The sequence below is a fragment of the Robertmurraya mangrovi genome (assembly GCF_034427655.1).
Classification (GTDB): domain Bacteria; phylum Bacillota; class Bacilli; order Bacillales; family Cytobacillaceae; genus Robertmurraya_A; species Robertmurraya_A mangrovi.
In genome coordinates this window covers 202,909-226,631 of sequence record NZ_JAXOFX010000004.1, presented here as the reverse complement: position 1 = coordinate 226,631, position 23,723 = coordinate 202,909, and the positions used below count along the sequence as shown (strand labels likewise).

The following is a 23,723-nucleotide window of genomic DNA, read 5'->3' as shown; positions in this document are numbered from 1 at the left end:
AACTACAACAATTATTTTTTCCTACAAACGTTGTGCAAACGTTTTCATTTAGACTACTAAACTAAGATTATCACTTTAAAAAGGCCCATACAATGTGATAAAAGAGGCATTTCTCCGGCATATTGTGACAAGATTTTTTAAGATTGATAGGGTCATTTACCTATTATAGGTTTATAGATTTTATATACTGACCATAATAGTAAAATGCTACTTTATTACAAAAACATTACAGGTGACAGGCACCCAAAATATGATTACAAATTGATTTCAGGTGCCTGTCACCTACAATTAAAATGATGGTTTATTTATAACCCATATTTTAGTTATAATAAAGGAATGAGGTTTTTTAGAGACCTTTTACATAAGACACGAATCAAACATGGTTTTTATTATATAAAAACGTTTTTCAAAGTCTTTAGAGACGGAGGTTTAGGAGATGCCTGAAATTCCAGAAAAATATCAAAGGTTGCTTGAAGAAGCGGCAACTGAATTTAATTCCATTCTTAGGTCTGACATTGAAGAAGAGGTAAAGCTTGTTCAGAAAGGGCTTCTTTTATATCGCCAAGGACTTGTCACGAAATTAAAATTTGAAAATGAGTCAGTCTTAGCTACTGTTCAGGATGTTACTCCTGTTCAGGTTTCCCTTGATTTAAATTTTCTCCGAATGAGTGAATGTTCCTGTCCGCAAGAGGATTTTTGTCGTCATCAATTGGCGGTCTTTTTCGCTGCATACTCCCACATTGGAAGTGTAACCGAGTGGGTAGAAAAGTGGAGACAACCTATCGCAGCTAAGAAATCCGCTCAAGTCTGGGGATTGCAGCGTGCAAAGGACTTATTAAAGTCAACTGGAGTTTTAAAGCCGAACTATGAAAAGTGGAAAGAGACTTTTGATGAGAGCTTTCTTGCTATTATACAGGGGCTAAAGGATCCAAAACCTTATGTTATTTCTGACTTATTTTCAATCTATATAAAAAGATTAACTGCAGGGGCTCCGGTTGAGCAGGAATGGAAAAACCTTTATTTGCTTGTGGCTTATATCCACTCCTTTCACAAACTTTTACACTTAAGTATGGAACTTGGCCATTCTAGGAGTGATATGAAGCGCTACTATCAAGACATCTTCTTTTCTATTATTGATCATATTGAGGAATACATTGGACGCCTGAGTGTTCAAGCCCTTCCATTTGCCTTTGATGAATTTATTGAAAAGATGAAAGATGACTCAACGGTTCTTTTAACAGATGAACTGGAATTGGAGTACGAGCGCACCCAACTTTACATGACTCTTTGGACTCAGCTTTTTAAAAAGAAGAACTGGCGAGAAGATGAACTGCAGAAGCTAGAAGGTTACTTTAAGAGAATGGACAGTATCCCATTACGAGTAGGAATTATTCATCAACATCTTTTGTTAAAAAGAGATGAAGAAGCTCTAATCATGATTAAGGATATTAAGAATCACATCACCCCTTATATGCTAGTGTGGCTAGATTATATACGACTTCAAAAAGACAACAAACGTATGGGGCCATATATTGAAGAATTTATTTCCCAGTTGAGAGGCTATTTAGCTGAACTTGGAGATACGTATGCTTGCTTTGATTTTACTAGATGGGCTAACCGAATTATCTCCTCCTACTGTACGGAAACGAACAAAATGGATTTATATGAGAAAGCCCTTTTGCAAACTCTCCCTTATAGTTTCCGAGATTATGAGGACTTATTGTTCACTCAAAGATCTTTTGAGAAATGGGGAGAATTGCAGGCATTCATTGGCTTAGATATGACTAGTATATCTAAAGACAAAATTAAAGAGCTACAAAAGGAGAATCCTGAGGTCCTCCTCCCTCTCTATCATCAATCAATTCAAAAGCATATTAGTTTTAAAAATAGAGGGAACTATCGCCAAGCCGTTCGAGAACTTAAAAAAATCAAAACGATTTATAAAAAACTAAAACGATTAGACGATTGGGAGTACTTTTTCCAAAGTCTATTAGAGAGAACAAAGCGTCTACGAGCATTTCACGAAGAATGTCAAAGGGGCAAGCTAATCAATGCTTAAAACAAGGCTGTTAAAAATACTTATAAAAAAATTAGAAGGCAATCAGTATTTTATCTCGGCACAAAACGAGTTTAATGACGATTTAGACCCTTCTGGCTGGAAGTACCTCCTATTTAACCGTCATGCTGATAGTTTTTTCGGGACTATTATTGATGAAACAACGGTAGATGAAGTACCTGGAGTTGTCATTGATGGATGGCAGGTTGTCACACTTTTAGCAAACGAACAATTTAACCGTTTAATTGATTGGGATTGGGATGAAACAGGGCATATATGTTTGGCTGCCGCCCACTCGATTCATGAAGCGATTGAGGAAAAAGATTGGTTACCTGACTTCAAAGCATGGGAGCAGGATGAATTCAGATGGAGTTTACCCGATCGAGTGATCTCTGAGTTTGACCCTTCTTTCTGGGAGCAACAGGTACACGAGGATTTAACCGTCCAAACGTTTATCCATGATTTATTTAACCACTCTCTTGATTCTTATTTTGAAAGAAATAAAGACTGGAAAGAAACAGTTGGTAAAAAGATTAGAGGTTTACAAAATGAAGCTCTATCGCCTAGAGCTCTAGCTACTTACTTTGATGAAGAAACGTGGTATGAGTGGATTGGACTGAAAGAAAATCCTGTCCCTTTTACGATTGGTCTAAGACTAGAAGAGCCTGCTGATTTAGATGGAACATGGGATCTTGAAATCTTCCTTCGTGGTAAAAAGAAGACTGATCTAGTGGTAGATTTATATGACGAATCCAACCGCCCTAAGGCTTGGAATAACTATATTGACTCCGTTCACCGAGAAGAACAAAGGTGGATTCAACTTTTTCCATGGCTAGACGGGGAAAAAGGAATTACGAAGCACTTAACGGAAAATGAGGCTTGGACATTTTTAACGGATGCTAGTGAAATGCTTCTTGCTTTAGGTGTTGAGATTCTCCTCCCTTCTTGGTGGCTTGCGATGAAAAATGCCAACCTAAAAGTAAAGGCTAAATTGAAGGGTGCTACCTCCTCTCATCGTCCATCCTTTGTTGGTCTACAAGCCATGCTTGATTACAACTGGAGATTTTCTATGAACGGGGTTGAGCTCACAGAGGATGAATTTAACCAGCTCGTTGAGGAAAAGCGTAGGCTCGTCTTTATTCGCGGTCGTTGGATTAAGTTAGATCCGGGGTTTGTTAGGCAAATACAAGATTTAATTAAAAAGGCAGATAAAGAAGGCCTACATGTCCGTGACTTAATTGAGCAAGAGCTGCTTGGTTCTGAGGAAAAAGATGAAGATCAACTAGATGACCAAAGAGTTTTTGCTAAAATCCAGATAGATATGAACCGCCAATGGAAGCAAATGATGAAGCAGCTTCAGGATATCAAATCGATTCCGATCGAAGAAGTTCCTGCAAGCTTCCAAGGTGAGCTCCGTGAGTATCAAAAGCTTGGCATGAGCTGGCTATTATTTTTACGAAAGTACGGCTTTGGTGCCGTACTAGCTGATGATATGGGACTCGGAAAAACCATCCAGCTTATCTCTTACTTACTTTCTGTAAAGCAACAGAGGGGGACTGACCCCGCTCTCATTGTTTGCCCAACATCGGTGCTTGGGAACTGGCAGAAGGAGATTGAACGATTTGCCCCTGATATGGAGGTCTATCTTCATTATGGGTCTAACCGTCTAAAGGGCGAGGTGTTCACTGAAAAAGTCGCTCAAGCAGATATAGTGTTAACCTCCTATGGACTCACCCATCTTGACCAGCCTGAGTTTGAGTCTCTTACTTGGGGGACGATTGCCATTGATGAGGCGCAAAATATTAAAAATGCTCAAACGAAGCAATCCCGTGCCGTAAGAAAGTTAAAAGGCAAACACCATATTGCGTTAACGGGTACACCGATGGAGAACCGCCTAACAGAGCTTTGGTCTATTCTTGATTTTACGAACCATGGATATTTAGGAAGCTTAAATACTTTTCAAAAGCGTTTTGTTATTCCGATTGAAAAAGATGATGAAAAAGAAAAAATTCAGCACTTACAAAGTTTGATTCGTCCGTTCCTGTTACGACGTACGAAAAAGGATGAAGAAGTGGCTCTTAATCTTCCTGATAAACAGGAGCAGAAGGAGTACTGCCCACTTACAGCTGAGCAAGCTTCTTTATACGAACAACTCGTTCAAGACACCTTTGCTAAAATAGAGTCATTAACTGGTTTTGAACGTAAAGGGTTGATTTTACAATTATTAAGCCGGTTAAAGCAGCTATGTAACCATCCGGCATTGTATTTAAAAGAAGAAAACCCACTAAATGTACTCGACCGCTCCGTGAAGCTTGAAAAATTAACGGAGCTAGTAGAAGCCGTTTTAGAACGTGAGGAAAGCTGTCTTATTTTTACTCAATATATTGAAATGGGTGAAATCATCCGTAATATATTGAAAAAGAAATATAAGATTGAAGTTCCGTTCTTAAATGGTAGTGTACCGAAAGCAAAGCGTGATGAACTGATTACCCGCTTCCAAGATCGCGAGTTTCCTGTGTTCCTTCTATCTTTAAAAGCTGGCGGTACGGGTCTAAATTTAACCGCAGCTAATCATGTTATTCACTATGATCGCTGGTGGAATCCGGCCGTTGAAAACCAAGCAACGGACCGCGCTTACCGAATTGGGCAAAAACGTTTCGTTCATGTTCATAAATTTATTAGCATAGGAACGCTTGAGGAGAAAATTGATGCGATGCTAGAGAAAAAGCAGTCCCTCAATGATCAAATTATCCAAAGTGAAAACTGGATTACGGAACTTTCAACGGATGAGCTACGAGATTTAATTTTACTATCTTAATTAAAGTCAGCCTTTATTGGCTGGCTTTTATTTTTTGAGCAATACCCGGCATTTTTAAAGGTTCAACCTGATGACTTTTCACTTTATCTCTATCCGGGATTTCGATTAATAATAAGGATTTTTTATCTTCTAGCTTAAACATAAAATTTGAGAAAAGCTTATATGGATCAAGAATCTTAGGGGAATTTTCATTGAAAAGGATGGAAAAATCTTGAGAGTTAACTTCCGCATGTAGCTGTATGATTTGCTTGTCTTCCAAAGATACGATAGACAAAGAAGTGAATGGACGAAGGAGAATGTTTTTGTACTCTTCAATCGGGCTATCTTCTTTAATAATTTGAAGAGCATCATAAAAGCTTGGCCGTCGTGAAATATTCATTGTATTCCTTAAGCTAAAATCACCAATAAAAAATAGTCTCCAATTCTTATTACACCGATTCATCGACATCATCTCCTCTTTTTTTTACATTTAATTACAAGATAGATGACCCATAATCCTTCTATACCACCGTGCTAACTTTACACACGTAAACACGTTCCTATTATGCACATCTTATTTTATTTCCTTTAGTACCCGTTAAGTTTAAAGAAGGTTTGAAAATAGTGAATTTTAACGGTGGTGTTAGTATGTCTATCGGAAGAACATTAAAAGAGCTAAGAGTCAGACGAAATTGGAATCAAGAATATGTGGCTCGTCTCATGACTGTGGACCGTTCCACAATTAGCCGCTATGAAAATGACGAGATTTTACCTAGTTATGATACAATCGCTAAATTTGCGCAAGTTTACCAAGTTCATAAAGACATCCTTTTACGAGAATTAGATCAAAACAAGAATGGGTTACCTATCATACTAAAGGAAAATCCAGATGATCAAGACTTCGAACTCATCCGCCAACTTGTCCATGAAACGCCGTCTCTAAAAGAGGCACTCTTAGATATGTATAGTTTAAATCAGCCTAAGAGAAATACAGCAGCTGTTACTATTAGAGCTTTTGTGAAAGAGTTTAAAAGACAGAAATAATTCGAACAAAATAGCGACGGAGAGACCGTCGCGTAAAGTGGGGATATGGGGGCTTGACCTTGATTCTCTCTAGGGGGAATGAGGGGACTGTGAGGACTATTATTTTTAGTGGACTTATTTACGAAGTTTGTTTTCTATTATGAGAATGAGATGGATCTGCTATAAATGAGATTTTATTTCTTGTTTCAAAAAAAGATTCACGAAGGATCAATTCCAGTTGGTACACTCTTTTTTCAAGATGGTCGACCTTTTCGTTTGACCTACCTACCATTTTTATTAAGCTTTCCAATAATTTTTCTAACTGATAGTCTCTATTTATCGTTCTGCTCAAGTCATTAATACCTCCTTTTCTTCAGCAACGACTGAATGTGTGGTCTTTTTATCAATAAATCTCACCGATTCCGCTACTACCTCTGTTACAAACGTTTTTCGACCCTCCTGATTTTCATAGTTTCTCGTTTGAATCCTTCCTGTTATCCCGATTAAGGATCCTTTTTTACAATAGAGTGCCGTATTCTCTGCTGACTTTCTCCATAAAGTACACTGTACAAAATCAGCGGTAAATTCACCTTGTTGATTTTTAAAATGTCGGTTAACGGCTAAAGTGATATTCACCACCGAATTTCCCTCTGGCGTTATCTTCAGTTCAGGGTCCCTAGTAAGCCTCCCTACTAGTGTCACTTGATTAATCATCATTCCATCTCCTCTCGATTTGATGCCCTAATCATAAAGCGTATTCCCTTTCACGTAAAATACGGAAATAACCATTTTCACCCACTTTAACCTATGGAAAATATGAATTTAGCCTAAGGGAAAAATAAATTTTATGATAAAAAAATAACTGTGTTTAATAACCTTATTTAACTCGGCAAATATTTTTCGACAAACACCTAAGAGGTGAAAAATTCGCATTCATTTAAGCGTATGTTATAATGTAGGAAATAAAGGGCGGTAAGCCACTCATTGCGCTAGGAGGTATAGGATGAAAACGTTTAAATTAGTCTCTTTGCAAATTCAAGAAGAGGATCATTTAAAGGATATTCCACTTGACGATGGGTTAATTATTAATCGTGAAGATGACACTAGTAATTGGTTAATAGAAGCTTACGTTAGTAAAACTTTTTTTGACTTTTTCCAGAACGCAATGGGTAATGCAAATGAACTAACCACACAGGTTGTTATTTCAAAAAAAGAGAATGATCCCGCATTTTTTAAAACAAAAGTTAAATCGGTTCGCATATTTGAGAAACACATCAGTGTTTTGTTAGAAGGTAAATTAAAAAAGATGAAGAGTGATTACGCTGAGCTGTTGTTAAATGACCTTATTCAAAAAGGGTTTGCAGGAGACACATTAATTACTGAATTTAAAACGCAGATGATTAATAGACCTAGGATTCAAAGCAAATAATACTACTTACCTCCGAAGATCCTTTCGGAGGTTATTTATTTTCCATAAAAATAGGACAGGTTTCCCTGCCCTACTCGAAAAAATTACTCGTTTTCCGTTTCCTCATCATTCACTTCATCGTCACCAATAACATCTTCTTCACCAGCATCACCATCATTACCCGTACCAGTTCCGTCGATGTTAGTGTCGTCGCCCATATCTGTTCCGTTGTTGTCATCACCCATATCTTCCTCAACAGCTGGGTCCTCAACATTCATGTCATCTTCTGGTGGTGGATCTTGGTTATTTGCACAACCTGCAAGTAGCATAGCGGATAAAACCGAACCTCCGATTAACATCAAAAGCTTTTTATTCATAAGTATAAGCTCCTTTCCTTCTATGTTATAAATTTGACCTGAGTTGGGGTCTGCTGTTATGTTGCCCAACATCCGAGAAAACTTGCATATTTTTGCAATAAATTTTTATTATTACTGTTGATAGGCAAACAAAAAAGATTGCAGCTAGTCTAACAGCCACAACCTTTTTCATCCTTCTCACTATCTACATCGTTTTATTTCAATTATATTGCAGGTGCCTGTCACCTTAATTATTGCTTCTCACCTAAGGCAAACATAATTTCCGTTTCACACACCAATTCACCGTCAACAGTCGCGATTCCCTTTCCTTTTCCGAATGAACCACGTACTCGCACCATTTCAACTTCTAGACGTAATTGATCTCCAGGTTTTACTTGTCGTTTGAAACGGCAGTTATCAATTCCAGTAAAGAAGGCTAGTCGGCCTTTGTTTTCCTCTTTATTTAGCATAGCTACTGCCCCTACTTGTGCTAATGCTTCAACAATTAACACTCCGGGCATAACCGGAAAGTCTGGGAAATGACCGTTAAAGAACTCTTCATTTGCTGTTACGTTTTTTATTCCAACCGCTTTTTCTCCGTCTACGATTTCTAAAATTCGATCAACAAGTAAAAAAGGGTATCGATGGGGAATGATTTTTTTAATTTCATTGATATCTAACATAACAATTAGTACCTCCTACTAATACTAGGTTTTATTTTATTGTATAGGAAGTACTCTGTTTTACGCAAGGATTTTCCGCACAAACAAAAAAGCTGACCCAAATGGATCAACCTCTCATTATTTCTCTTTATTAATTAAATCAACAATATGCATCCACGTTGACTTATTGAATACTTCTTTTGCTGTACCATCTCCCATGACACTATATCCAACAACAGCACCAAGTGCAGTACTTGCTACAATTAATACTGCTACGATGATTACTCGAAGCCAAATAGGCAAAAGACGAATGCGAACTTTCTTTCTTCTATCGCTTAATGTCGCTTCCTTTTCCCTTTTTTCTTTACGCTCTTTTTTTCGTTGTTCACGTGTTTGAGCTGCTTCTTTATTGTTGTTTAAAGACATGGCTATTCCCCTTTTAACGAATTCCGTTTACAAGTCCCATCATTTGATCAGCTAATGTTACCGATCTAGATTGAAATTGATACGACCTTTGTACATTTATGAGTTCTGTCATTTCTTTAGACAAATCTACATTGGATTGCTCCAGAGCCCCTTGCTGCAATCCTACTTGATTACGCAATCCTCCATTAAGCTCTGTAAAGACAACTTCTTCATTAACACCCAATTCGGCAAAGTTAGTAGGTAATTCGAAAAGATTCCCACCTTTTTGCTCTAAAAATTGTGGCTTATTGATTTGGATAACTCCTAAATTAAAGGTTTCTGTTGAACCATCTACCTTCGATGCCGTTAGTCGTCCATTTGCATCAATACTATATTCTTTCGTGTCTCCAGTAATCGTAATAGGATTATTATCCTCATCTAGTACAGGGTGACCTTCTCCAGTAACGAGCATCACTTCATCCTCTGAAACAGGAGATAAATACAATGCACCATCTCTAGTATAATATACGTTATTTTCATTGTCATTTTGCACTAACACTTTAAATAATTGATTTTCTTTTGTAAAAGCAACATCAAGTGGGCGATCTGTCGTTTTAATTGCTCCTTGTGACATCACTAATTGGGCTTGTCCCAGCTTAGCCCCTACACCTTGGCGAATCCCATTTGGTGTTAAACGGTTCACTTCATTGTTTTCATTAGGTTGGTTATTGAATTGTTGGTACAATAGGTCTGTAAAAGTGGCTTCTCGTCTCTTATAACCAGTCGTACCCACATTCGCCATATTATTTGAGATGGTATCCATTTGTTTTTGCAATTGTGTTAAAGTATTCGTTGAAGTAATCATCATCCGATTCATACTAGTTTATCCCTCTCTTAAAAGGCTTCTCATGTTATAGTCGTCCAATTTCGTTCGCAGCCTTGTCCATGCTTTTATCATAAGCTTGCAGTATCTTTTGGTTTGCTTCAAACGCACGGAAAGCGGTTAGCATGTCCGTCATCGTCCGGCTAACATCTACATTCGATCGTTCTAAGAAACCTTGTTGAAGCTTAAACTGAACTCCTTGAGCATTAAAGGCATTTTCCAGTTCAGCTCCATCTTCCGTTCTAAATAGACCGTCTCCCTCTTTAATCAAACGTTGTGGATTATCAGCATAGCCTATTCCAATACGGGCTGTTTCTCCATTTTGTCCGGTAATCTGCCCATACTCATCTACTACGAATTGATCACTAGAAAGCTGAATCGGATTTCCTTGTTCATCTAACACGTACAACCCACTAGCAGTAGTTAAAAATCCACTTCCATCTAAAGTGAAATCACCGTTTCTAGTATAACGAACTTGTCCATCGGGATTTTGTACGGAGTAAAAAACAGAGCCTCTCAGACCGGTTTCCTGATTGACTGGGATATCAATATCTATTAAAGCGATATCTGTTTTTTGATTCGTCTCATGTATATCACCTTGAATGAACTTCGGAATCACTTCCTGCATGTATACACCCGTATTGATGGCCCCTACTGTTTTAGTTATAGGTAAATTTAATCCTTTTTCTGTCGGAATATCTAATTTATCCATTCTTTGTAGTAGCATCTCAGGAAAAGCCCTTAATGTAGATTGATCTGCTTTAAAACCTGGAGTATTAGCATTTGCCATATTGTTAGACAGCATTTCCGTTCTTCGCTGCTGAGCAATCATACCAGAAGCAACTGAATAAAACCCTCTGAACATTTCTTTCACCTCAAGTCTCAAACTTTATATGTATCTAATCCTACTTAGCTAGGATTTACGTTATAATTTTTAAATTGAACATTAGGCATACTTAATGCCTTATACACTATTATAAAAAAAATTTGACGAATAAACATTAAAAACTTGCAGAAAAACGTCAAAATATGAAAAAAAATAGTGGAAATTAGAAAAGCGCTAGCCCCGGTTAGCGAGGTACACCGCGAAAAGCAAATTTACTTCCATAAAAAAAAGATTGCAGCTAAACTCAAAAGCCGCAATCTCATCTATCTATTTATTCAAATTACCCTAAACGCTTCCTCGGTAAGCGATCGATATTATCTAACATAATTCCTGTTCCAATCGCTACACAGTCCATTGGATTCTCAGCCACTAATACTGGAACTTTTAATTCCTCCGCTAAAAGCATATCAATTCCGTGAAGAAGTGCTCCTCCACCTGTCAGGATTACTCCGCGGTCAATGATGTCCGCTGATAATTCTGGTGGTGTACGCTCTAGCACGCTTTTTGCAGCTTGTACGATAACAGCTACTGATTCACGAAGTGCTAATTCAATTTCTTCTGAGCCAACAGTAATCGTTCTTGGAAGACCAGAAACCATGTCACGACCACGAATTTCCATTGTTTCACTACGAGATCCAGGGAATACAGTAGCGATACTCATTTTAATATTTTCCGCTGTACGTTCCCCAATCAAAAGCTTGTACTGGCGTTTGATGTAATGAAGAATCTCGTTATCAAATTTATCTCCAGCCATTTTAATGGAGGAAGAAGTTACGATGTCACCCATCGATAATACTGCAACATCTGTCGTTCCTCCCCCAATATCTACAACCATATTACCGCTTGGCATGAAAATATCCATACCAGCCCCAATAGCTGCAACTTTTGGCTCTTCTTCTAAATAAACCTTTTTTCCACCACTTTTTTCAGCAGCTTCTTTAATTGCCTTTTGTTCAACACTTGTAATATTCGTTGGACAACAAATCAAAATACGAGGTTTTGATAAAAACCCTTTAACATTTAGTTTATTAATAAAGTGTTTAAGCATTGCTTCAGTTACATCAAAGTCAGCAATGACACCATCTTTTAATGGACGAATCGCCACAATATTACCTGGAGTACGTCCGACCATTCTTCTTGCTTCCTCACCGACAGCCAGAACTCGGTTGTTGGTTTTATCAATTGCCACAACGGATGGCTCGTTTAATACAATGCCACGACCTTTAACGTGAATTAATACGTTGGCCGTTCCTAAATCAATCCCAATATCCCTAGCAAACATTAATCATTTCCTCCTTGAACATTGTCCGAACTATATACAAGCGCCTATTTTGAAACCCTATTTGTGGCAGCAGAATCAGTTTTATATGTGTTAGATTTTAAATGTATTTTGAAAGATTTTTATCCACAGGGTTCTAACTCTCTAATGAAAAATATGCTTTGGTGATCCAGTAAAGAGTCATGTGAATATGTTAGCGTTTCAGCGCAATTTTATTTTCAACGGAACACTGTTAACATTACGAACCTAGTTCTATCCTAATTGAATATTTTATCACATTTTCGACTATAAAGTAACATTTTGTCAAAAAATGCTTGCTTTTTTCTAGGTCGTAACTTAGAGGAAGGCTATTTCAGTTCTTCATTCTTATAATTAGTTCAAGTATATTTATTTTTACATACTATCCTTTTAAGTGTTCTACATCTCTTATAACCATTTATGTTGGATTTTAAGCAACTTTCTTAGCAGGCTGCTTTCATCATGTTTATTCTTACAATGGTTGAATAATGGCTTATGGATGTTCTTTGAAAGAATATACAGCCGAAAACAGCCCTAAAAATGAAGAAGATCAATTTGTTATTGTACGGGTTCACCTTCTAATTCTTCTTTTTTATACTTCATTTTTGTTGCTTCTCCACCCCGTAAATGACGGATTGATTTATGATAATCTAAAATTTCCTTTACTTCGTTTGCAAGCTCTGGGTTTATTTCAGGAAGCCTCTCTGTAAGATCTTTATGGACTGTACTTTTGGATACGCCAAACTCCTTCGCAATTACGCGAACTGTTTTTCTCGTCTCCACGATATACTTTCCAATCTTGATAGTTCTCTCTTTGATGTAATCGTGCACACCACTCGCCCTCCCTAAATTGGATGTGAGAAGTGTGAAATGAGACTCGCTCTTCGCTTCGTCGAAATACTACTATTCCGCACGACATTATATTTTTTTATCCGAAGAAGATCCACTGTTTCATATGTGCGGCAGAAAACGTTGGCTTTCTGTTCTTACAAGGAATAATCATGTCCCCAACTAATTACTTTTTATGTTCAAACGACCCCTCACCTCAAACACTCTCTTTGTAAGGTTTGTAACAGTTTATTAGCTTGGTTGACGATATATGCACGAATTACTGAATAGGGACAAGGTGTCAGTAAAGTTTTTTGAAAATTGGACTAATTTAACCGAAATATTTAACTTCTTACTAAGAAGAAACCGGCACAAAGGAACTATTTTTCTATTTTCTTAATTTAAGTGTAATTTCATCAAACCATTTAATTTATTTGAAATAATCATATATTTCTCCTATATAACATCCGCACCTTCCAGTTAATTTCCAATCTATTAGTTCTTAATAACGCTTAAATATTGGAGATTAGGTGTAAAGACACGCTCTATAATCACCTATATTTCACGATTTTCTCCCTATTGTCTCATCTTGTCGTATCACGTAGAATGATGCTGGATTATAGAATGTTATGGATATACAACCAAATATATGAAAATATAAACAATAGGGTGGGGCTTATGGAAAAGAGAATTAATCGAACGAGGAAAGAGAGAATAGTAGAGTCTAAGAAACTAGCAAATAGAGCTAGAAATCAGAAACTAGCAGGAGTAACTCTAGCAACTGCTATTACAACAACAGCATTTTTTTCATCTGGAGTGATGAATGCAAAAGCTAATAGTGGTTTCTACACCGTTCAAAGTGGAGATACATTAACTAAAATTGCAAAGCAATATCATACAACAGTCGAACTATTAAAAAGTGAGAACAAGCTAGCATCAGAAACGATTTTTGTCGGGCAACGCCTAGAAGTGCCAACCCACTATAGTATTGCAAGCCTACCAACAAAACAGAAGACTTCAAAATCTAAGAAAAGTAATAAATATGTAGTAGTTAAACAAGGTGATACACTCTTCCAAATTTCCAAAGCCCATAAGGTGAAGATTCAAGACTTAAAACTAAATAATCGTTTGAAAACGGATATAATCTATGTTGGACAGAAGTTATCGGTAAAAAAGGCTAGTGCTCTTTCAACCGAAGTAAGAGAAGAAACAGCCATTTATACAGTCGTACCAGGTGATACACTTTGGGGAATTTCTAAAAGATTTGATATTCCAGTAGATAAAATTAAGCTTATGAACGGCATGAAATCTGATATGGTGTTAATCGACCAAAAGTTAATGCTAAAGGATAAAATGAGAATTTCGAAGGCAAAAGTCATTGGGGCTGCTGATAAATTTACAGTAGAGTTTAATACGGAGAAAGGACTGTTAACCCTAAAAGTAGCTTATGGTACAGCAGAAACTTATCAAAAGCTATCAGGGAAAGAAGTGTTTATTTTTTATAAGAATGGTGCACTTATTAATCTTCAATAGTTTTTTATTCAAAGGGGCTGGTATTTTGAGCCCCTTAAGTAATTTTCTAGTTAAAAAGGAACTACAAAGTTTTAGAAAAGAGTCCTTAAAATTGTAATGTCCTAACCTGGCTATCAGTAGCCTTCATGAGTTCTCCCAATGTTTTAAAACCCCGATCTCTGAACTGTAGTAACAATTCCTGAAATAAATAGGCTGTTGTTAATGCATCCCCTTTTGCACTATGGCGATCGTAAATCCTTGTACCAAAGGCCATTGCATATCTTTCCAAATCTCTCATATCAAAAGAGGGTGCCAAAAAGCCTATTAAATCGAGAGTGTCGATGGTAAAAAGATTTTTTAAGTTGAATTTCTCTCTTTTTAATTCACTTTTTAAAACTAATGTATCAAAGCTGACATAGTGACCTACTAAACACACTGTTTCCCATGATTGGATATAATCAAAAAAACTCGTGATTGCCTCAAATGATAATGGAGCTCCTACCACTTTTTCGTTCGTTATTGACGTTAGTTCGGTTATTTCCCGAGAAATTTGTCGTTTTGGGTTAACATATGTCTGAAATGTATTCTCTTCCTGAACGTTAAATCCCTTTAAAGGAACAGCCCCTATTTCTATTAGACGGTCCGTTGTGGCAACTTGAAATCCGGTTGTTTCTGTATCAAACACTATGAAGGACAAATCCTCTAATGGAGTTGATAATGGAATTTTATTATAACTAATAGGGCACTGAATATTTTTCTTCAAGTAAAACATTCTCACCCTCCTCTAAACTGAAAACTGGGCAAAAACCTGACCCTGTAATTCTTTCAACGTATTTAAGCTTAGTATTAATTCTTCCTTTTCACGTGTCGTTAATCTAGTAAATGAAACAGTCGAGTTTAACTCTTTCCCTGTCTTCGCTTGATTCCAACGTTGTCTAACGTATAGCGTCAACACTTGCTCTACCGCTTCCCTCAAATCATGGGTGAATGTCTCTGAGAAAATTCCCTTTGATTTTAAGTAATCTATTTTCTCAAGGGGGGTTCCAGATACCTTCCCGTTAAGAACAGATAAGATTTGTAAGGAATGATGATAGGGAAATAACACTTCTTTTTTCATATCGATGCTTTTTCTTTCTAATTTAAACAGGGATCTAATGGGTTGTTCCAAAGAAGGTATTTGATATTCCCGTTCAATTTGAGCTAAACGAAACAAAAATATTTTGGAGCGTTTTAAAAGGTTGGTTACAGTGATTTCAAATCTTTGATTTAAGTCTATGCTTCCTGTAATGAAACGGTACGAAAAGAAATTTTGGGATTTTAAAAGATTATCATTGGTTGACTGTAACATCCAATGACGGACCCGCTCCTCCCAAGTATGTAAGGAACCTCTCCAGACCTCCTCACTACACATCATCAGTCCTTTACAAAGGGCATAGCCTGCTTTTTGTAGATGGGAGGTGATTTCCTTGCCTAGTTCTGAAAAGTAATTCTCTCCTTCTTCAGTCGTCTCCTCATAAACTAGGAAATGGTCTTGATCTGTGAGCATGAATTGTTCTGCGCGACCACCACTTCCCATTTGGTAAAATGAATAGGTTACCGGTGGTTCTAATCCTCTTTGCCTTAGTGACTCTTCAGATAACTCGATTGCTCGGATCACAAGACGATCATAAAGTTTAGTGACCATATCCAATGTCTTTAAAATCGGCACTTGATCCCTTATTAATGTATCAAAAACTTCGTAAATAGCTTTCTTTACATTTGGTAAAGACTCTTCATCTGCTTGTTCAATTTTTTGGATGGTCTTCATGACGTTCTCATTCTTTTTGCGTAACAAATCAGAAAGTGTGACAATTCCAATGACTTTTGACTCTTCTACAACTGGTAGATGTTTAATTCCTTTTAAAAGAGTTAAAGAAATGGCATCGTAGTAGTAAGAAAAACGGTTGATTGTTACCGGTTGAGAAGTCATTATTTCGTTTACTTTTGTAGACATTGAGATTCCCTTTGCTACTACTCTTGCAACCATGTCCCGCTCCGTAATGATTCCTTTTAAATTTCCTTCTTCAATCACTAGTACAGAGCTCGTTCTAGACTGGGTCATTTTTATTGCTGTCTCTTGAATCGTTTCGTCTGGTGATACAGCAATAATTTTGTCTGTCATAACATCTTGAACTCTTAGCATGAACGCTTCATTCTCACCATAATCTCTGGCCAGTTTCACTTGCTCCGCTAAGGAACCGTAAACATCTTTTAGGCGGATGGATATTTGCGTTAACAAATAGTCATGAACATTAGGGTCCTCCCATCGCCTTGTAATCACCTCAAATGGGATAAATAGAGCCTTAACCTTGTCCACTGCTCTAACTTCTACCATAACCTCTTGTTTTAAAGATTTAGAGACTCCGAGGAAATCAGCTAAGCTAGAAAGCCCGATCATTTCACCTTTTTGGATAATTTCTAATACCTCTTCACGGTCATTAAATTCATTACGTACAAATACCTCAGAAATTCCCTCTAGCATTAAATGGAGACCCGCCCTAGGTTCATCCTTTTTCAACACTAATTCTGTTTTATTAAACGAGCGAACTTCACATAAATCTAATAAAGATTGAGCAGTATGAAGCTCCACCCCTTGAAAAAAGGGGTGAAGCTTTACTGCCTCAAACGTTTCTTGATTACATTTTTGATCCATCATTTAGCCAAACCTCACCGTCTTTGTACACCATTTGTTCTGGGTAACGTAAATCCATTACTTCTTCTTGGATTTTTTGTGAAGGAGCTGCTGTACTTAATGAAACAACAATGTTGGCTAAAAATGCTGCTGCAGCACCGAATACGCCTGCTCCAGTATCAATAATTCCTAGAATCGTGAATCCACCATACTTTGCTGCAAAAATATAGGCTAATGTTACCGTTAATCCTGTTAGTAATCCGGCAATAACTCCTTTAGAGTTAGAACGTTTCCACCAAACCCCAAGAACAAGTGCAGGGAAGAATGTTCCTGTTGCGAGAGCAAATGCCCAGGCTACAATTTGTGTAATCGCACCAGGAGGATTTAATGCGATAATACCTGCTAATAATGTCGCAATTACAATGGACCAACGTGCAACAGATAAACGATTTTTCTCCGTTGAGCTTGGTCTTAGTACACGATAATAAATATCGTGAGCAAAAGAGGAAGAAATGGAAATCATTAGTCCGCCTGCTGTTGATAATGCCGCAGCCATTGCACCTGCTGCAACTAAACCAATAACAAATACCCCTAAGTTAGCAATTTCGGGTGTTGCCATAACAACAATGTCATTAGAGATGATTAACTCTTTCCATTGAAGAATTCCATCGCCATTTGTATCAGCAACTTGAAGCTTACCTGTGTCCACCCATGTTTTTGTCCATGCAGGAAGTTCACTAATTTTACTTCCAGCTACTTTCGTCATTAAGATGAAACGAGAGAAAGCAGCATAAGCTGGTGCAGATAGATATAGTAAACCAATAAATAATAGCGCCCAAGCTCCAGACCAACGAGCTGCCTTCATCGTTGAAACTGTATAGAAACGCACGATTACGTGTGGAAGACCTGCTGTACCACACATTAACGTAAACATTAACGCAAGGAACTGCCATTTCGTTCCGTTTGTGAATGGAGCAAAATATTCAGAGATTCCTAGTTCACGGTCTAGCTCACCCATTTTTCCAACTAGCTCTCCGTATGAAAGCCATGGAAGTGGGTTCCCAGTAATCTGTAAACTCATAAATATAACCGGAATTAAGTATGCAATAATTAAGATGATATACTGAGCTACTTGAGTCCATGTAATCCCCTTCATTCCCCCGAAAGCGGCATAGAAAGCGATTAATACTACCCCGATCATCGTTCCAAGCTTCGCATCAATTTCAAATAAACGTCCGATAACTACCCCTGAACCTGATAACTGGCCTATGGAGTATGTAAAGCTGATAATAATCGTACAAATTGCTGCGATAACACGAGCTGTATGGCTATCAAAACGGTCTCCAATAAACTCCGGAACCGTATAACGACCGTATTTACGTAATTGCGGTGCTAGTAGGAATGTTAGTAGTAGATATCCACCTGTCCAACCCATAATATAGGCTAGGCCATCATATCCGAGTAGCATGATCGTTCCTGCCATCCCAATAAAGGAGGCCGCGCTCATCCAGTCTGCACCAATCGCCATACCGTTGAATATCGGTGGTACCCCTCGACCGGCTACGTAAAAGTCCGAAGTTGCTTTCGCCTTATTGTAAATCGCAATTCCTATATATAACGCAAATGTCGCTAGAATAATAGATAATGATGTCAGAAACTGTGTATCCAATGCCATCCCCCCAAATTCTCTTTAATATTTGCTAACAATTAGTGATCTAACACTTTCCCAGAGCTGATTTGTTCATTTTTACTTTCATCAATTCCATATTTTTTATCAATGTTGTCACTCAGTTTTGCATTAACAAATAGCAAGATAATAAAGGTTAAAACGGCTCCTTGTGCCCCCATGAAATAATGAAGCGGGAATCCGTTAATCGAAAACTCACTTAATGGCTTCGCTAACATGACACAGCCAAATGAAACAATAAACCAAATAATAAAATAAATAATCATATTACGAGTTCGTTCACGAAAATACTGATCTGCCACTGCCTTATCAATTTTCTTCAAATCTTCCACCCCCGTAGAATGTATTAATCAATGGATTTAGACAGAAAAAAGTTTCAATCACTCCTTTTTACTTTTTTGCACCGGCTGATAGAAACAAGAAATTGAAGTTTATAAATACTTTGTAACCTAGAAAAAAGGATACAAAGGTATTTTTAAAATTTAGAGAGTGCTCTGGGCGTTTAAGATAGGCTGAAGATGAATTTAATGGTTTCAAAGAAAGGTAATGGTACTAAGATGATTTGAACGATGAAGTAGAGAAAAATGGATAGGAATGGAACGACTAAGAAGAAGGTTTTTTTCTTTCGGATGGCAAGGATTAAACAGACAGCAGTGATGAGAAGAAATAGAGCTAATGTCACTTATAAGAATCCCCCTTTAATTTGTAAGCGTTAACAATTTAATAGATATGTTCTTTGAATTAGTATACTTTTAATTAAAGATAATATTAACTAAATTTTATGAAAATTTGTAATATTATTATCTACATAAACTGTCCATAGGTCAAGTAAGACAAGTAAAATTTTTCCGGGAGGATTTGTCGAACGTTGTTTTGCTGGATTGAGAGTAGAGACTTATAAGGGATTTACAACCTACTTGAGGAGAGAAAATTGACGATATTATTTTTTATTTTTCATCAATAGACTTCATTACTTTATCAGATAACACTATCCTAGTATTAATATACAACCTTTAATAAATCTCGATTACCTAGAACTCATTTAATTGATTCTTAAAGCCGAAAAATCATTTATAAAAACTATTTATCCGCGTTTATTTCTATATATCCGCGAAATTTTTAATATATCCGCGCTTTTTTCCATATATCCGCGAAAATTAACATTTATCCCGGGTTCAACTAAATTTATCCGCGAACCGCAAAATTTGTACAACTTATGCATTTTTATCAAGTCAAAAAAAGAGCTGAAAACTCAGCTCTTCGTTATTCTAGTCCCTCAATCATGATTTCAACCGCTCTTACTAAGTCAGCTTGAGACCAGCTTGGCATGTTTCTTTTCCCTTGAACAACCAGCTCATGAGATGCAGGAATGTGGACAAATCCTGCTGGTATCTGTTTATTTTCTTTTTGTAGCTCATGAAGGATTGTATACATCACGTTGTTACATAAATAGGTCCCCGCTGAGTTGGATATTTCTGCAGGATATCCGTTCTCTTTTAGTAGATTTACAAATTTACGTATTGGTAAAGTGGAAAAATAACCGTCTGCTCCTTCAACGCTTACTGGTGCATCCTCTAACACGACACCACTATTATCAGGCTCTCCATCACGACAGTTAATTGCAATTCGTTCAGGAGTAATCGCTGATCTACCTGCCGCTAATCCAAGAGAAATAACAGCATCTGGTTGATGTTCTCTTAAAGCTTCTAAGATCTTGGCAGGGCCCTTTTCAAAGTCTACTGGTAATAGTACAGCGGTAATTTCATAGCTTCCTATCGTTTTACCTTCTAGGCTCTGAACAATCTTTTCAGTAGGATTGATAGGATGATCCAAAAATGGTTCAAATCCTGTTAATAATAGTTTTTTCATAGTAAACTCCTTCAATAGGGACCCTAAACAATCTAGAGCCCCCGATTATTTATTACCAGCTTGCAATACTTCCGTCTGTACGTTTCTCTGTTCCACCTGTTAGCACGCCTGTTTTAGGATTTCTAACAATGATTTGTCCTCTACCAAAACCACCCGTATCGTGAGCGACCTTCATTTCATGACCTTTTGCAGCTAGTTGCTGAACTAGATGATTAGGGAAATCGTGTTCCACTTCAATTTTGTTTCCTTCTGTCCACTGCCAACGAGGAGCATCAAGAGCTGCTTGTGGGTTTAGGTTAAAGTCAATCATGTTCATAGCGACTTGAACATGGCCTTGTGGCTGCATGTATCCTCCCATTACACCAAATGGTCCTACTGCCTCATTGTCTTTCGTTAAGAAGCCAGGAATGATTGTATGATATGTTTTCTTTCCAGGTGCTAATGCATTTTCATGTTCCGGGTCTAATGAGAAGTCATGTCCACGGTTTTGAAGGCCAATTCCCGTGTTAGGAACAACAATTCCAGAGCCGAATCCCATGTAGTTACTTTGGATGAAGGATACCATGTTTCCTTCCCCGTCAGCTGTCGCAAGGTAAACGGTACCTCCTTTTGGAAGGCTACCAGGTTCAGGGGTTCTAGCTTGGTCTGTGATTTTACTGCGAGCACTTTCAGCAAATGACTCTGATAGTAAATCCGCCACTTTAGCATTCATTGTTTTAGGATCCGTTACATATGTTTTTCCGTCTGTGAATGCTTGTTTCATTGCCTCTAGTTGTAGGTGCAAACCTTCTAAATCCTCACGGTGCTTAAATTCATAACCTTTTAGAATATTTAACGCCATTAACGCTACGATTCCTTGACCGTTCGGAGGAATCTCCCAAACGTCATAACCTTTATAGTTAACGGAAATTGGATCAACCCATTCCGCATGATAGCTACTTAAATCCTCTTTTGTTAAGTAACCACCAGCTTGCTCGGACGCTTCATGAATTTGGTCTGCTAGGCGGCCTCTGTAAAAGCTCTCAGCGTTTGTTTCAGCAATTTCCTGTAGAGTATTCGCATGATCCTCTGAAGACCACATCTCGCCAATTTCAGGAGCTTTTCCATTCGGTGCAAAGACGCGGAACCACTCTTTATACTCTTCTTGATCACCAAAACGTTTAGTATAAATTTTGTGTGCTCCAGCCCAATATTTCCCTAGGATTGGTGATACTGGATAACCGTTTCTTGCATAATCAATAGCTGGCTGAAGAACTTCCGTTAATGGAAGTCGGCCAAATCTTTTTGAAAGCTCTGCCCATGCAGATGGCGCTCCAGGAACGGTTACAGGAATCCAGCCGTGTGTTGGCATTTTTTCATGACCCTGTTCCTTTAATTTTTCAATTGAAATACTTTTTGGAGCTGGCCCACTACCGTTTAAACCGTAAAGCTTGTCTTTTACCCATACTAGGGCAAACGCATCTCCACCAATACCGTTAGAAGTCGGCTCAACAACGGTTAAACAAGCTGCTGTTGCAATCGCCGCATCAATGGCATTTCCACCCTTTTTCATGATGTCTAAACCAGCCTGTGCAGCAAGTGGCTGTGAAGTTGCCACCATTCCATTTTTTGCAACTGTAGCCATACGTTGTGACGCATAAGGATATGTAAGATAGTTGTTCAAAAGTTTTTCCCCCTAAAATGACAGGTGACAGGCACCTGCAATGTATTTGTAATATAGTTGTTTAACTCATGTTTATAATACTCTAAATATTGAAACTTCGTCTTTCGAAATATTATATCAAAAAATAGGGGTGACAGGCACCTGTAATCTTTTCATAATATTTAATTTTTTTAAAAAAGTTTATCTTGATGTTGGTGCAATTTTCGCCAAAACACAAAAAAACCCGCACATGGCGGGTTTTCCGTTACATTCTATGCATCTGAAGAGTCAGTTGATTCTGCGCCTTCTTCGCTGTCAGATTCACCATTTTTATCTTCAGACTCTTTGTCTCCAGCTTCTTTATCTTCTAAGTCGGAGTTAGCTCCGTCTTCTTTGTTGTTGTCTGTTTCAGGGTCAGCTTCACCATTCGTTGCATCGGTTTCTGTTCCTTCTGTGTTATCATCTTTTCCGCTATCTGCTGCATCATTTAAGTTTACTTCTTGAAGTGCACTTAAAGGTTTAGCAAAATAGTCTAAAGGATTAACAGCAAGTCCATCTTTACGGATTTCGAAATGAACGTGAACACCAGCTTCTTCGTTATATAGGCTTTGACCAGCGTTAGCAAGAGTTTGTCCTTGTTTTACTTGGTCTCCTACTTTAACTCCGATGTCTTTTACTGATTGGTATTGTGTTACAATTCCTTTGTCATGTTCAACTTCAATGACATTCCCTAATAAGGAATCTTCTAAAACTTTTGTTACTGTACCACTTAGTGCCGAAACTACTTCGAATGACTCACCATTTTTCATAGCAATGTCAATACCTGTGTTCGGGTGGTATGTGTTATTATAGAACACTAAAGCTGCTTCTTGTTGTTCCTTTGTGCTGTTGTTATCATAGAATTGTTTTTGAATCACAACTGCATCAGGATTAACAACTGGCATTGCAAAGTTTTCTAATGAACGGTTTACTTCAACTGCAGGCTCGTTATGTTTTTTACCTGTTAAATCAGTTGCTTCGTAATCAAATTGTTCAGAATCCGTTGCATTGTTGCCGTTTTGGTACCATAGAACCGCGGTTAGAATGATGGCAGCACTCGCAATATAAATTGCTGGAAATGCCCATTTCTTTTTCATCATTTTCTTCAAGTTAGAATCTTGAGAAGATCGTTTCTCTTCCTCTCTCATTTATCATCACCTCAGCAATCAGTCTGAACAGGTAATGAAAAATATATACATTCTTGAAAAAATTTTTTTGGTTTATTTTTCGACAAACATGATTTAATTATGCATGGAAAGGAAAATTTTTATGAAAATTATTTTTAAATGGACATTGAGACTACTACCTATCGCTTATATGATCGTTATCTGGGTCCTATCAGGCTTGCCTCATAATGCCGTTGTAGAGCTACCTGATTCAACGATTGATCGGTTTTTTAAAGAGTCCATGCACCTAGTTGAATTTGCCATTCTATATCTTTTGTTAATTTTGGCGGCCCTTACTACTAATACCTTTAATGCAGAAATCAGCCTCGTATGTGCTGTTATTGCAGCCTTGTATGGAGTGGTAGATGAGATTCACCAATCCTTTGTACCCTATCGATCCGCTACTTTCATTGATGTCTTTAAGGATGCTCTCGGTGTTTTGATTTCCTATTGGTTCATACAAAAGGGATATTTTGAGGGAAAATCTCAAAAGCTCGTATCCCTACTTAATAAAATTCCTAAATAAGAAAAGCGCA

The 23,723-nt window shown here is 37.6% G+C and carries 24 protein-coding genes; 6 read left to right on the top strand and 18 right to left on the bottom strand.

Going from position 1 to position 23,723, the window contains the following annotated elements:
- Window positions 1-436 precede the first annotated feature (436 nt).
- Both SM124_RS08840 and SM124_RS08835 read left to right on the top strand, forming a co-directional pair.
- On the top strand, window positions 437-2,059 hold the full coding sequence (locus tag SM124_RS08840; RefSeq protein ID WP_322446146.1) for an SWIM zinc finger family protein: 1,623 nt from the start codon (window positions 437-439) through the stop codon (window positions 2,057-2,059).
- Complete coding sequence (locus SM124_RS08835; RefSeq protein WP_322446145.1) at window positions 2,052-4,874, top strand: DEAD/DEAH box helicase; 2,823 nt, start codon at window positions 2,052-2,054, stop codon at window positions 4,872-4,874. Before SM124_RS08840 ends, SM124_RS08835 begins: the two co-directional genes overlap by 8 nt.
- 13 nt (window positions 4,875-4,887) lie before the next feature.
- Here SM124_RS08835 and SM124_RS08830 read toward each other — a convergent pair whose 3' ends face one another.
- Window positions 4,888-5,316: a hypothetical protein gene (locus SM124_RS08830; protein WP_322446144.1), complete on the bottom strand. Its 429-nt coding sequence runs from the start codon at window positions 5,314-5,316 to the stop codon at window positions 4,888-4,890.
- 185 nt (window positions 5,317-5,501) lie between these two features.
- On the opposite strand from SM124_RS08830, the gene SM124_RS08825 reads away from it, so the two are divergent.
- On the top strand, window positions 5,502-5,897 hold the full coding sequence (locus SM124_RS08825; RefSeq protein WP_322446143.1) for a helix-turn-helix domain-containing protein: 396 nt from the start codon (window positions 5,502-5,504) through the stop codon (window positions 5,895-5,897).
- Between the two features lie 118 nt (window positions 5,898-6,015).
- Here the strand turns inward: SM124_RS08825 and SM124_RS08820 are convergent, their stop codons facing one another.
- Window positions 6,016-6,228: a hypothetical protein gene (locus SM124_RS08820; protein WP_322446142.1), complete on the bottom strand. Its 213-nt coding sequence runs from the start codon at window positions 6,226-6,228 to the stop codon at window positions 6,016-6,018.
- Complete coding sequence (gene ssb, locus SM124_RS08815) at window positions 6,225-6,590, bottom strand: single-stranded DNA-binding protein (protein WP_322446299.1); 366 nt, start codon at window positions 6,588-6,590, stop codon at window positions 6,225-6,227. The genes SM124_RS08820 and ssb overlap by 4 nt, the downstream gene beginning before the upstream one ends.
- A gap of 289 nt (window positions 6,591-6,879) precedes the next feature.
- Here ssb and SM124_RS08810 point away from each other — a divergent pair, with 289 nt between their 5' ends.
- On the top strand, window positions 6,880-7,305 hold the full coding sequence (locus tag SM124_RS08810; RefSeq protein ID WP_322446141.1) for a YwpF-like family protein: 426 nt from the start codon (window positions 6,880-6,882) through the stop codon (window positions 7,303-7,305).
- Window positions 7,306-7,388: 83 nt separating this feature from the next.
- On the opposite strand, the gene SM124_RS08805 is transcribed toward SM124_RS08810, so the two are convergent.
- The 7 genes from SM124_RS08805 to spoIIID form a co-directional block, all read right to left on the bottom strand.
- The gene (locus SM124_RS08805; protein WP_322446140.1) at window positions 7,389-7,661 is read right to left on the bottom strand and encodes a hypothetical protein; all 273 of its coding nucleotides are present in this window, start codon (window positions 7,659-7,661) and stop codon (window positions 7,389-7,391) included.
- Window positions 7,662-7,891: 230 nt separating this feature from the next.
- Entirely contained in the window at window positions 7,892-8,323 is a 432-nt protein-coding gene (fabZ, locus tag SM124_RS08800) for a 3-hydroxyacyl-ACP dehydratase FabZ (RefSeq protein ID WP_322446139.1), read from the bottom strand.
- A 117-nt stretch (window positions 8,324-8,440) separates the two neighbouring features.
- Window positions 8,441-8,728, bottom strand: a complete 288-nt coding sequence (locus SM124_RS08795; protein WP_322446138.1) for a DNA-directed RNA polymerase subunit beta — start codon at window positions 8,726-8,728, stop codon at window positions 8,441-8,443.
- Window positions 8,729-8,741: 13 nt separating this feature from the next.
- Window positions 8,742-9,584, bottom strand: coding sequence for a flagellar hook-basal body protein (locus SM124_RS08790; protein ID WP_322446137.1), 843 nt, complete (start codon window positions 9,582-9,584; stop codon window positions 8,742-8,744).
- 34 nt (window positions 9,585-9,618) lie between these two features.
- A complete protein-coding gene (locus SM124_RS08785) occupies window positions 9,619-10,455 on the bottom strand; it encodes a flagellar hook-basal body protein (RefSeq protein ID WP_322446136.1) in 837 nt (278 codons plus the stop codon).
- A 301-nt stretch (window positions 10,456-10,756) separates the two neighbouring features.
- Window positions 10,757-11,758: a rod shape-determining protein gene (locus tag SM124_RS08780; RefSeq protein WP_322446135.1), complete on the bottom strand. Its 1,002-nt coding sequence runs from the start codon at window positions 11,756-11,758 to the stop codon at window positions 10,757-10,759.
- 573 nt (window positions 11,759-12,331) lie between these two features.
- Window positions 12,332-12,604: a sporulation transcriptional regulator SpoIIID gene (spoIIID, locus tag SM124_RS08775; RefSeq protein WP_322446134.1), complete on the bottom strand. Its 273-nt coding sequence runs from the start codon at window positions 12,602-12,604 to the stop codon at window positions 12,332-12,334.
- Window positions 12,605-13,279: 675 nt separating this feature from the next.
- Between spoIIID and SM124_RS08770 the strand changes: the two genes are divergently transcribed.
- A complete protein-coding gene (locus tag SM124_RS08770; protein ID WP_322446133.1) occupies window positions 13,280-14,134 on the top strand; it encodes a LysM peptidoglycan-binding domain-containing protein in 855 nt (284 codons plus the stop codon).
- An 85-nt stretch (window positions 14,135-14,219) separates the two neighbouring features.
- Here the strand turns inward: SM124_RS08770 and SM124_RS08765 are convergent, their stop codons facing one another.
- From SM124_RS08765 to spoIIQ, 8 genes are all read right to left on the bottom strand, one after another.
- Window positions 14,220-14,885 carry a 3'-5' exonuclease gene (locus tag SM124_RS08765; RefSeq protein WP_322446132.1) on the bottom strand — a complete coding sequence of 222 codons (666 nt, stop codon included), beginning with the start codon at window positions 14,883-14,885 and terminating at the stop codon, window positions 14,220-14,222.
- Window positions 14,886-14,897: 12 nt separating this feature from the next.
- A complete protein-coding gene (locus tag SM124_RS08760) occupies window positions 14,898-16,808 on the bottom strand; it encodes a DUF294 nucleotidyltransferase-like domain-containing protein (protein ID WP_322446131.1) in 1,911 nt (636 codons plus the stop codon).
- Window positions 16,789-18,453 carry a sodium:solute symporter family protein gene (locus SM124_RS08755; protein WP_322446130.1) on the bottom strand — a complete coding sequence of 555 codons (1,665 nt, stop codon included), beginning with the start codon at window positions 18,451-18,453 and terminating at the stop codon, window positions 16,789-16,791. The genes SM124_RS08760 and SM124_RS08755 overlap by 20 nt, the downstream gene beginning before the upstream one ends.
- A 38-nt stretch (window positions 18,454-18,491) precedes the next feature.
- Window positions 18,492-18,794, bottom strand: a complete 303-nt coding sequence (locus SM124_RS08750; protein ID WP_322446129.1) for a DUF4212 domain-containing protein — start codon at window positions 18,792-18,794, stop codon at window positions 18,492-18,494.
- A gap of 179 nt (window positions 18,795-18,973) precedes the next feature.
- Window positions 18,974-19,153, bottom strand: a complete 180-nt coding sequence (locus SM124_RS08745) for a hypothetical protein (protein WP_322446128.1) — start codon at window positions 19,151-19,153, stop codon at window positions 18,974-18,976.
- Window positions 19,154-19,734: 581 nt separating this feature from the next.
- Window positions 19,735-20,340: a pyroglutamyl-peptidase I gene (locus tag SM124_RS08740; protein ID WP_322446127.1), complete on the bottom strand. Its 606-nt coding sequence runs from the start codon at window positions 20,338-20,340 to the stop codon at window positions 19,735-19,737.
- A 52-nt stretch (window positions 20,341-20,392) separates the two neighbouring features.
- Window positions 20,393-21,964: a gamma-glutamyltransferase gene (gene ggt / locus SM124_RS08735; RefSeq protein ID WP_322446298.1), complete on the bottom strand. Its 1,572-nt coding sequence runs from the start codon at window positions 21,962-21,964 to the stop codon at window positions 20,393-20,395.
- Between the two features lie 290 nt (window positions 21,965-22,254).
- Complete coding sequence (spoIIQ, locus tag SM124_RS08730; protein ID WP_322446126.1) at window positions 22,255-23,169, bottom strand: stage II sporulation protein SpoIIQ; 915 nt, start codon at window positions 23,167-23,169, stop codon at window positions 22,255-22,257.
- A gap of 121 nt (window positions 23,170-23,290) precedes the next feature.
- On the opposite strand from spoIIQ, the gene SM124_RS08725 reads away from it, so the two are divergent.
- A complete protein-coding gene (locus SM124_RS08725; protein WP_322446125.1) occupies window positions 23,291-23,713 on the top strand; it encodes a VanZ family protein in 423 nt (140 codons plus the stop codon).
- The last annotated feature ends 10 nt before the right edge of the window (window positions 23,714-23,723 follow it).

Bases quoted from the DNA above. Each gene is read 5' to 3' on its own strand.
- SM124_RS08840 (WP_322446146.1), top strand. From the start codon at position 437: ATGCCTGAAATTCCAGAAAAATATCAAAGGTTGCTTGAAGAAGCGGCA.
- SM124_RS08835 (WP_322446145.1), top strand. From the start codon at position 2,052: ATGCTTAAAACAAGGCTGTTAAAAATACTTATAAAAAAATTAGAAGGC.
- SM124_RS08830 (WP_322446144.1), bottom strand. From the start codon at position 5,316: ATGAATCGGTGTAATAAGAATTGGAGACTATTTTTTATTGGTGATTTT.
- SM124_RS08825 (WP_322446143.1), top strand. From the start codon at position 5,502: ATGTCTATCGGAAGAACATTAAAAGAGCTAAGAGTCAGACGAAATTGG.
- ssb (WP_322446299.1), bottom strand. From the start codon at position 6,590: ATGATTAATCAAGTGACACTAGTAGGGAGGCTTACTAGGGACCCTGAA.
- SM124_RS08810 (WP_322446141.1), top strand. From the start codon at position 6,880: ATGAAAACGTTTAAATTAGTCTCTTTGCAAATTCAAGAAGAGGATCAT.
- SM124_RS08805 (WP_322446140.1), bottom strand. From the start codon at position 7,661: ATGAATAAAAAGCTTTTGATGTTAATCGGAGGTTCGGTTTTATCCGCT.
- fabZ (WP_322446139.1), bottom strand. From the start codon at position 8,323: ATGTTAGATATCAATGAAATTAAAAAAATCATTCCCCATCGATACCCT.
- SM124_RS08795 (WP_322446138.1), bottom strand. From the start codon at position 8,728: ATGTCTTTAAACAACAATAAAGAAGCAGCTCAAACACGTGAACAACGA.
- SM124_RS08790 (WP_322446137.1), bottom strand. From the start codon at position 9,584: ATGAATCGGATGATGATTACTTCAACGAATACTTTAACACAATTGCAA.
- SM124_RS08785 (WP_322446136.1), bottom strand. From the start codon at position 10,455: ATGTTCAGAGGGTTTTATTCAGTTGCTTCTGGTATGATTGCTCAGCAG.
- SM124_RS08780 (WP_322446135.1), bottom strand. From the start codon at position 11,758: ATGTTTGCTAGGGATATTGGGATTGATTTAGGAACGGCCAACGTATTA.
- SM124_RS08770 (WP_322446133.1), top strand. From the start codon at position 13,280: ATGGAAAAGAGAATTAATCGAACGAGGAAAGAGAGAATAGTAGAGTCT.
- SM124_RS08765 (WP_322446132.1), bottom strand. From the start codon at position 14,885: ATGTTTTACTTGAAGAAAAATATTCAGTGCCCTATTAGTTATAATAAA.
- SM124_RS08760 (WP_322446131.1), bottom strand. From the start codon at position 16,808: ATGATGGATCAAAAATGTAATCAAGAAACGTTTGAGGCAGTAAAGCTT.
- SM124_RS08740 (WP_322446127.1), bottom strand. From the start codon at position 20,340: ATGAAAAAACTATTATTAACAGGATTTGAACCATTTTTGGATCATCCT.
- ggt (WP_322446298.1), bottom strand. From the start codon at position 21,964: ATGGCTACAGTTGCAAAAAATGGAATGGTGGCAACTTCACAGCCACTT.
- spoIIQ (WP_322446126.1), bottom strand. From the start codon at position 23,169: ATGAGAGAGGAAGAGAAACGATCTTCTCAAGATTCTAACTTGAAGAAA.
- SM124_RS08725 (WP_322446125.1), top strand. From the start codon at position 23,291: ATGAAAATTATTTTTAAATGGACATTGAGACTACTACCTATCGCTTAT.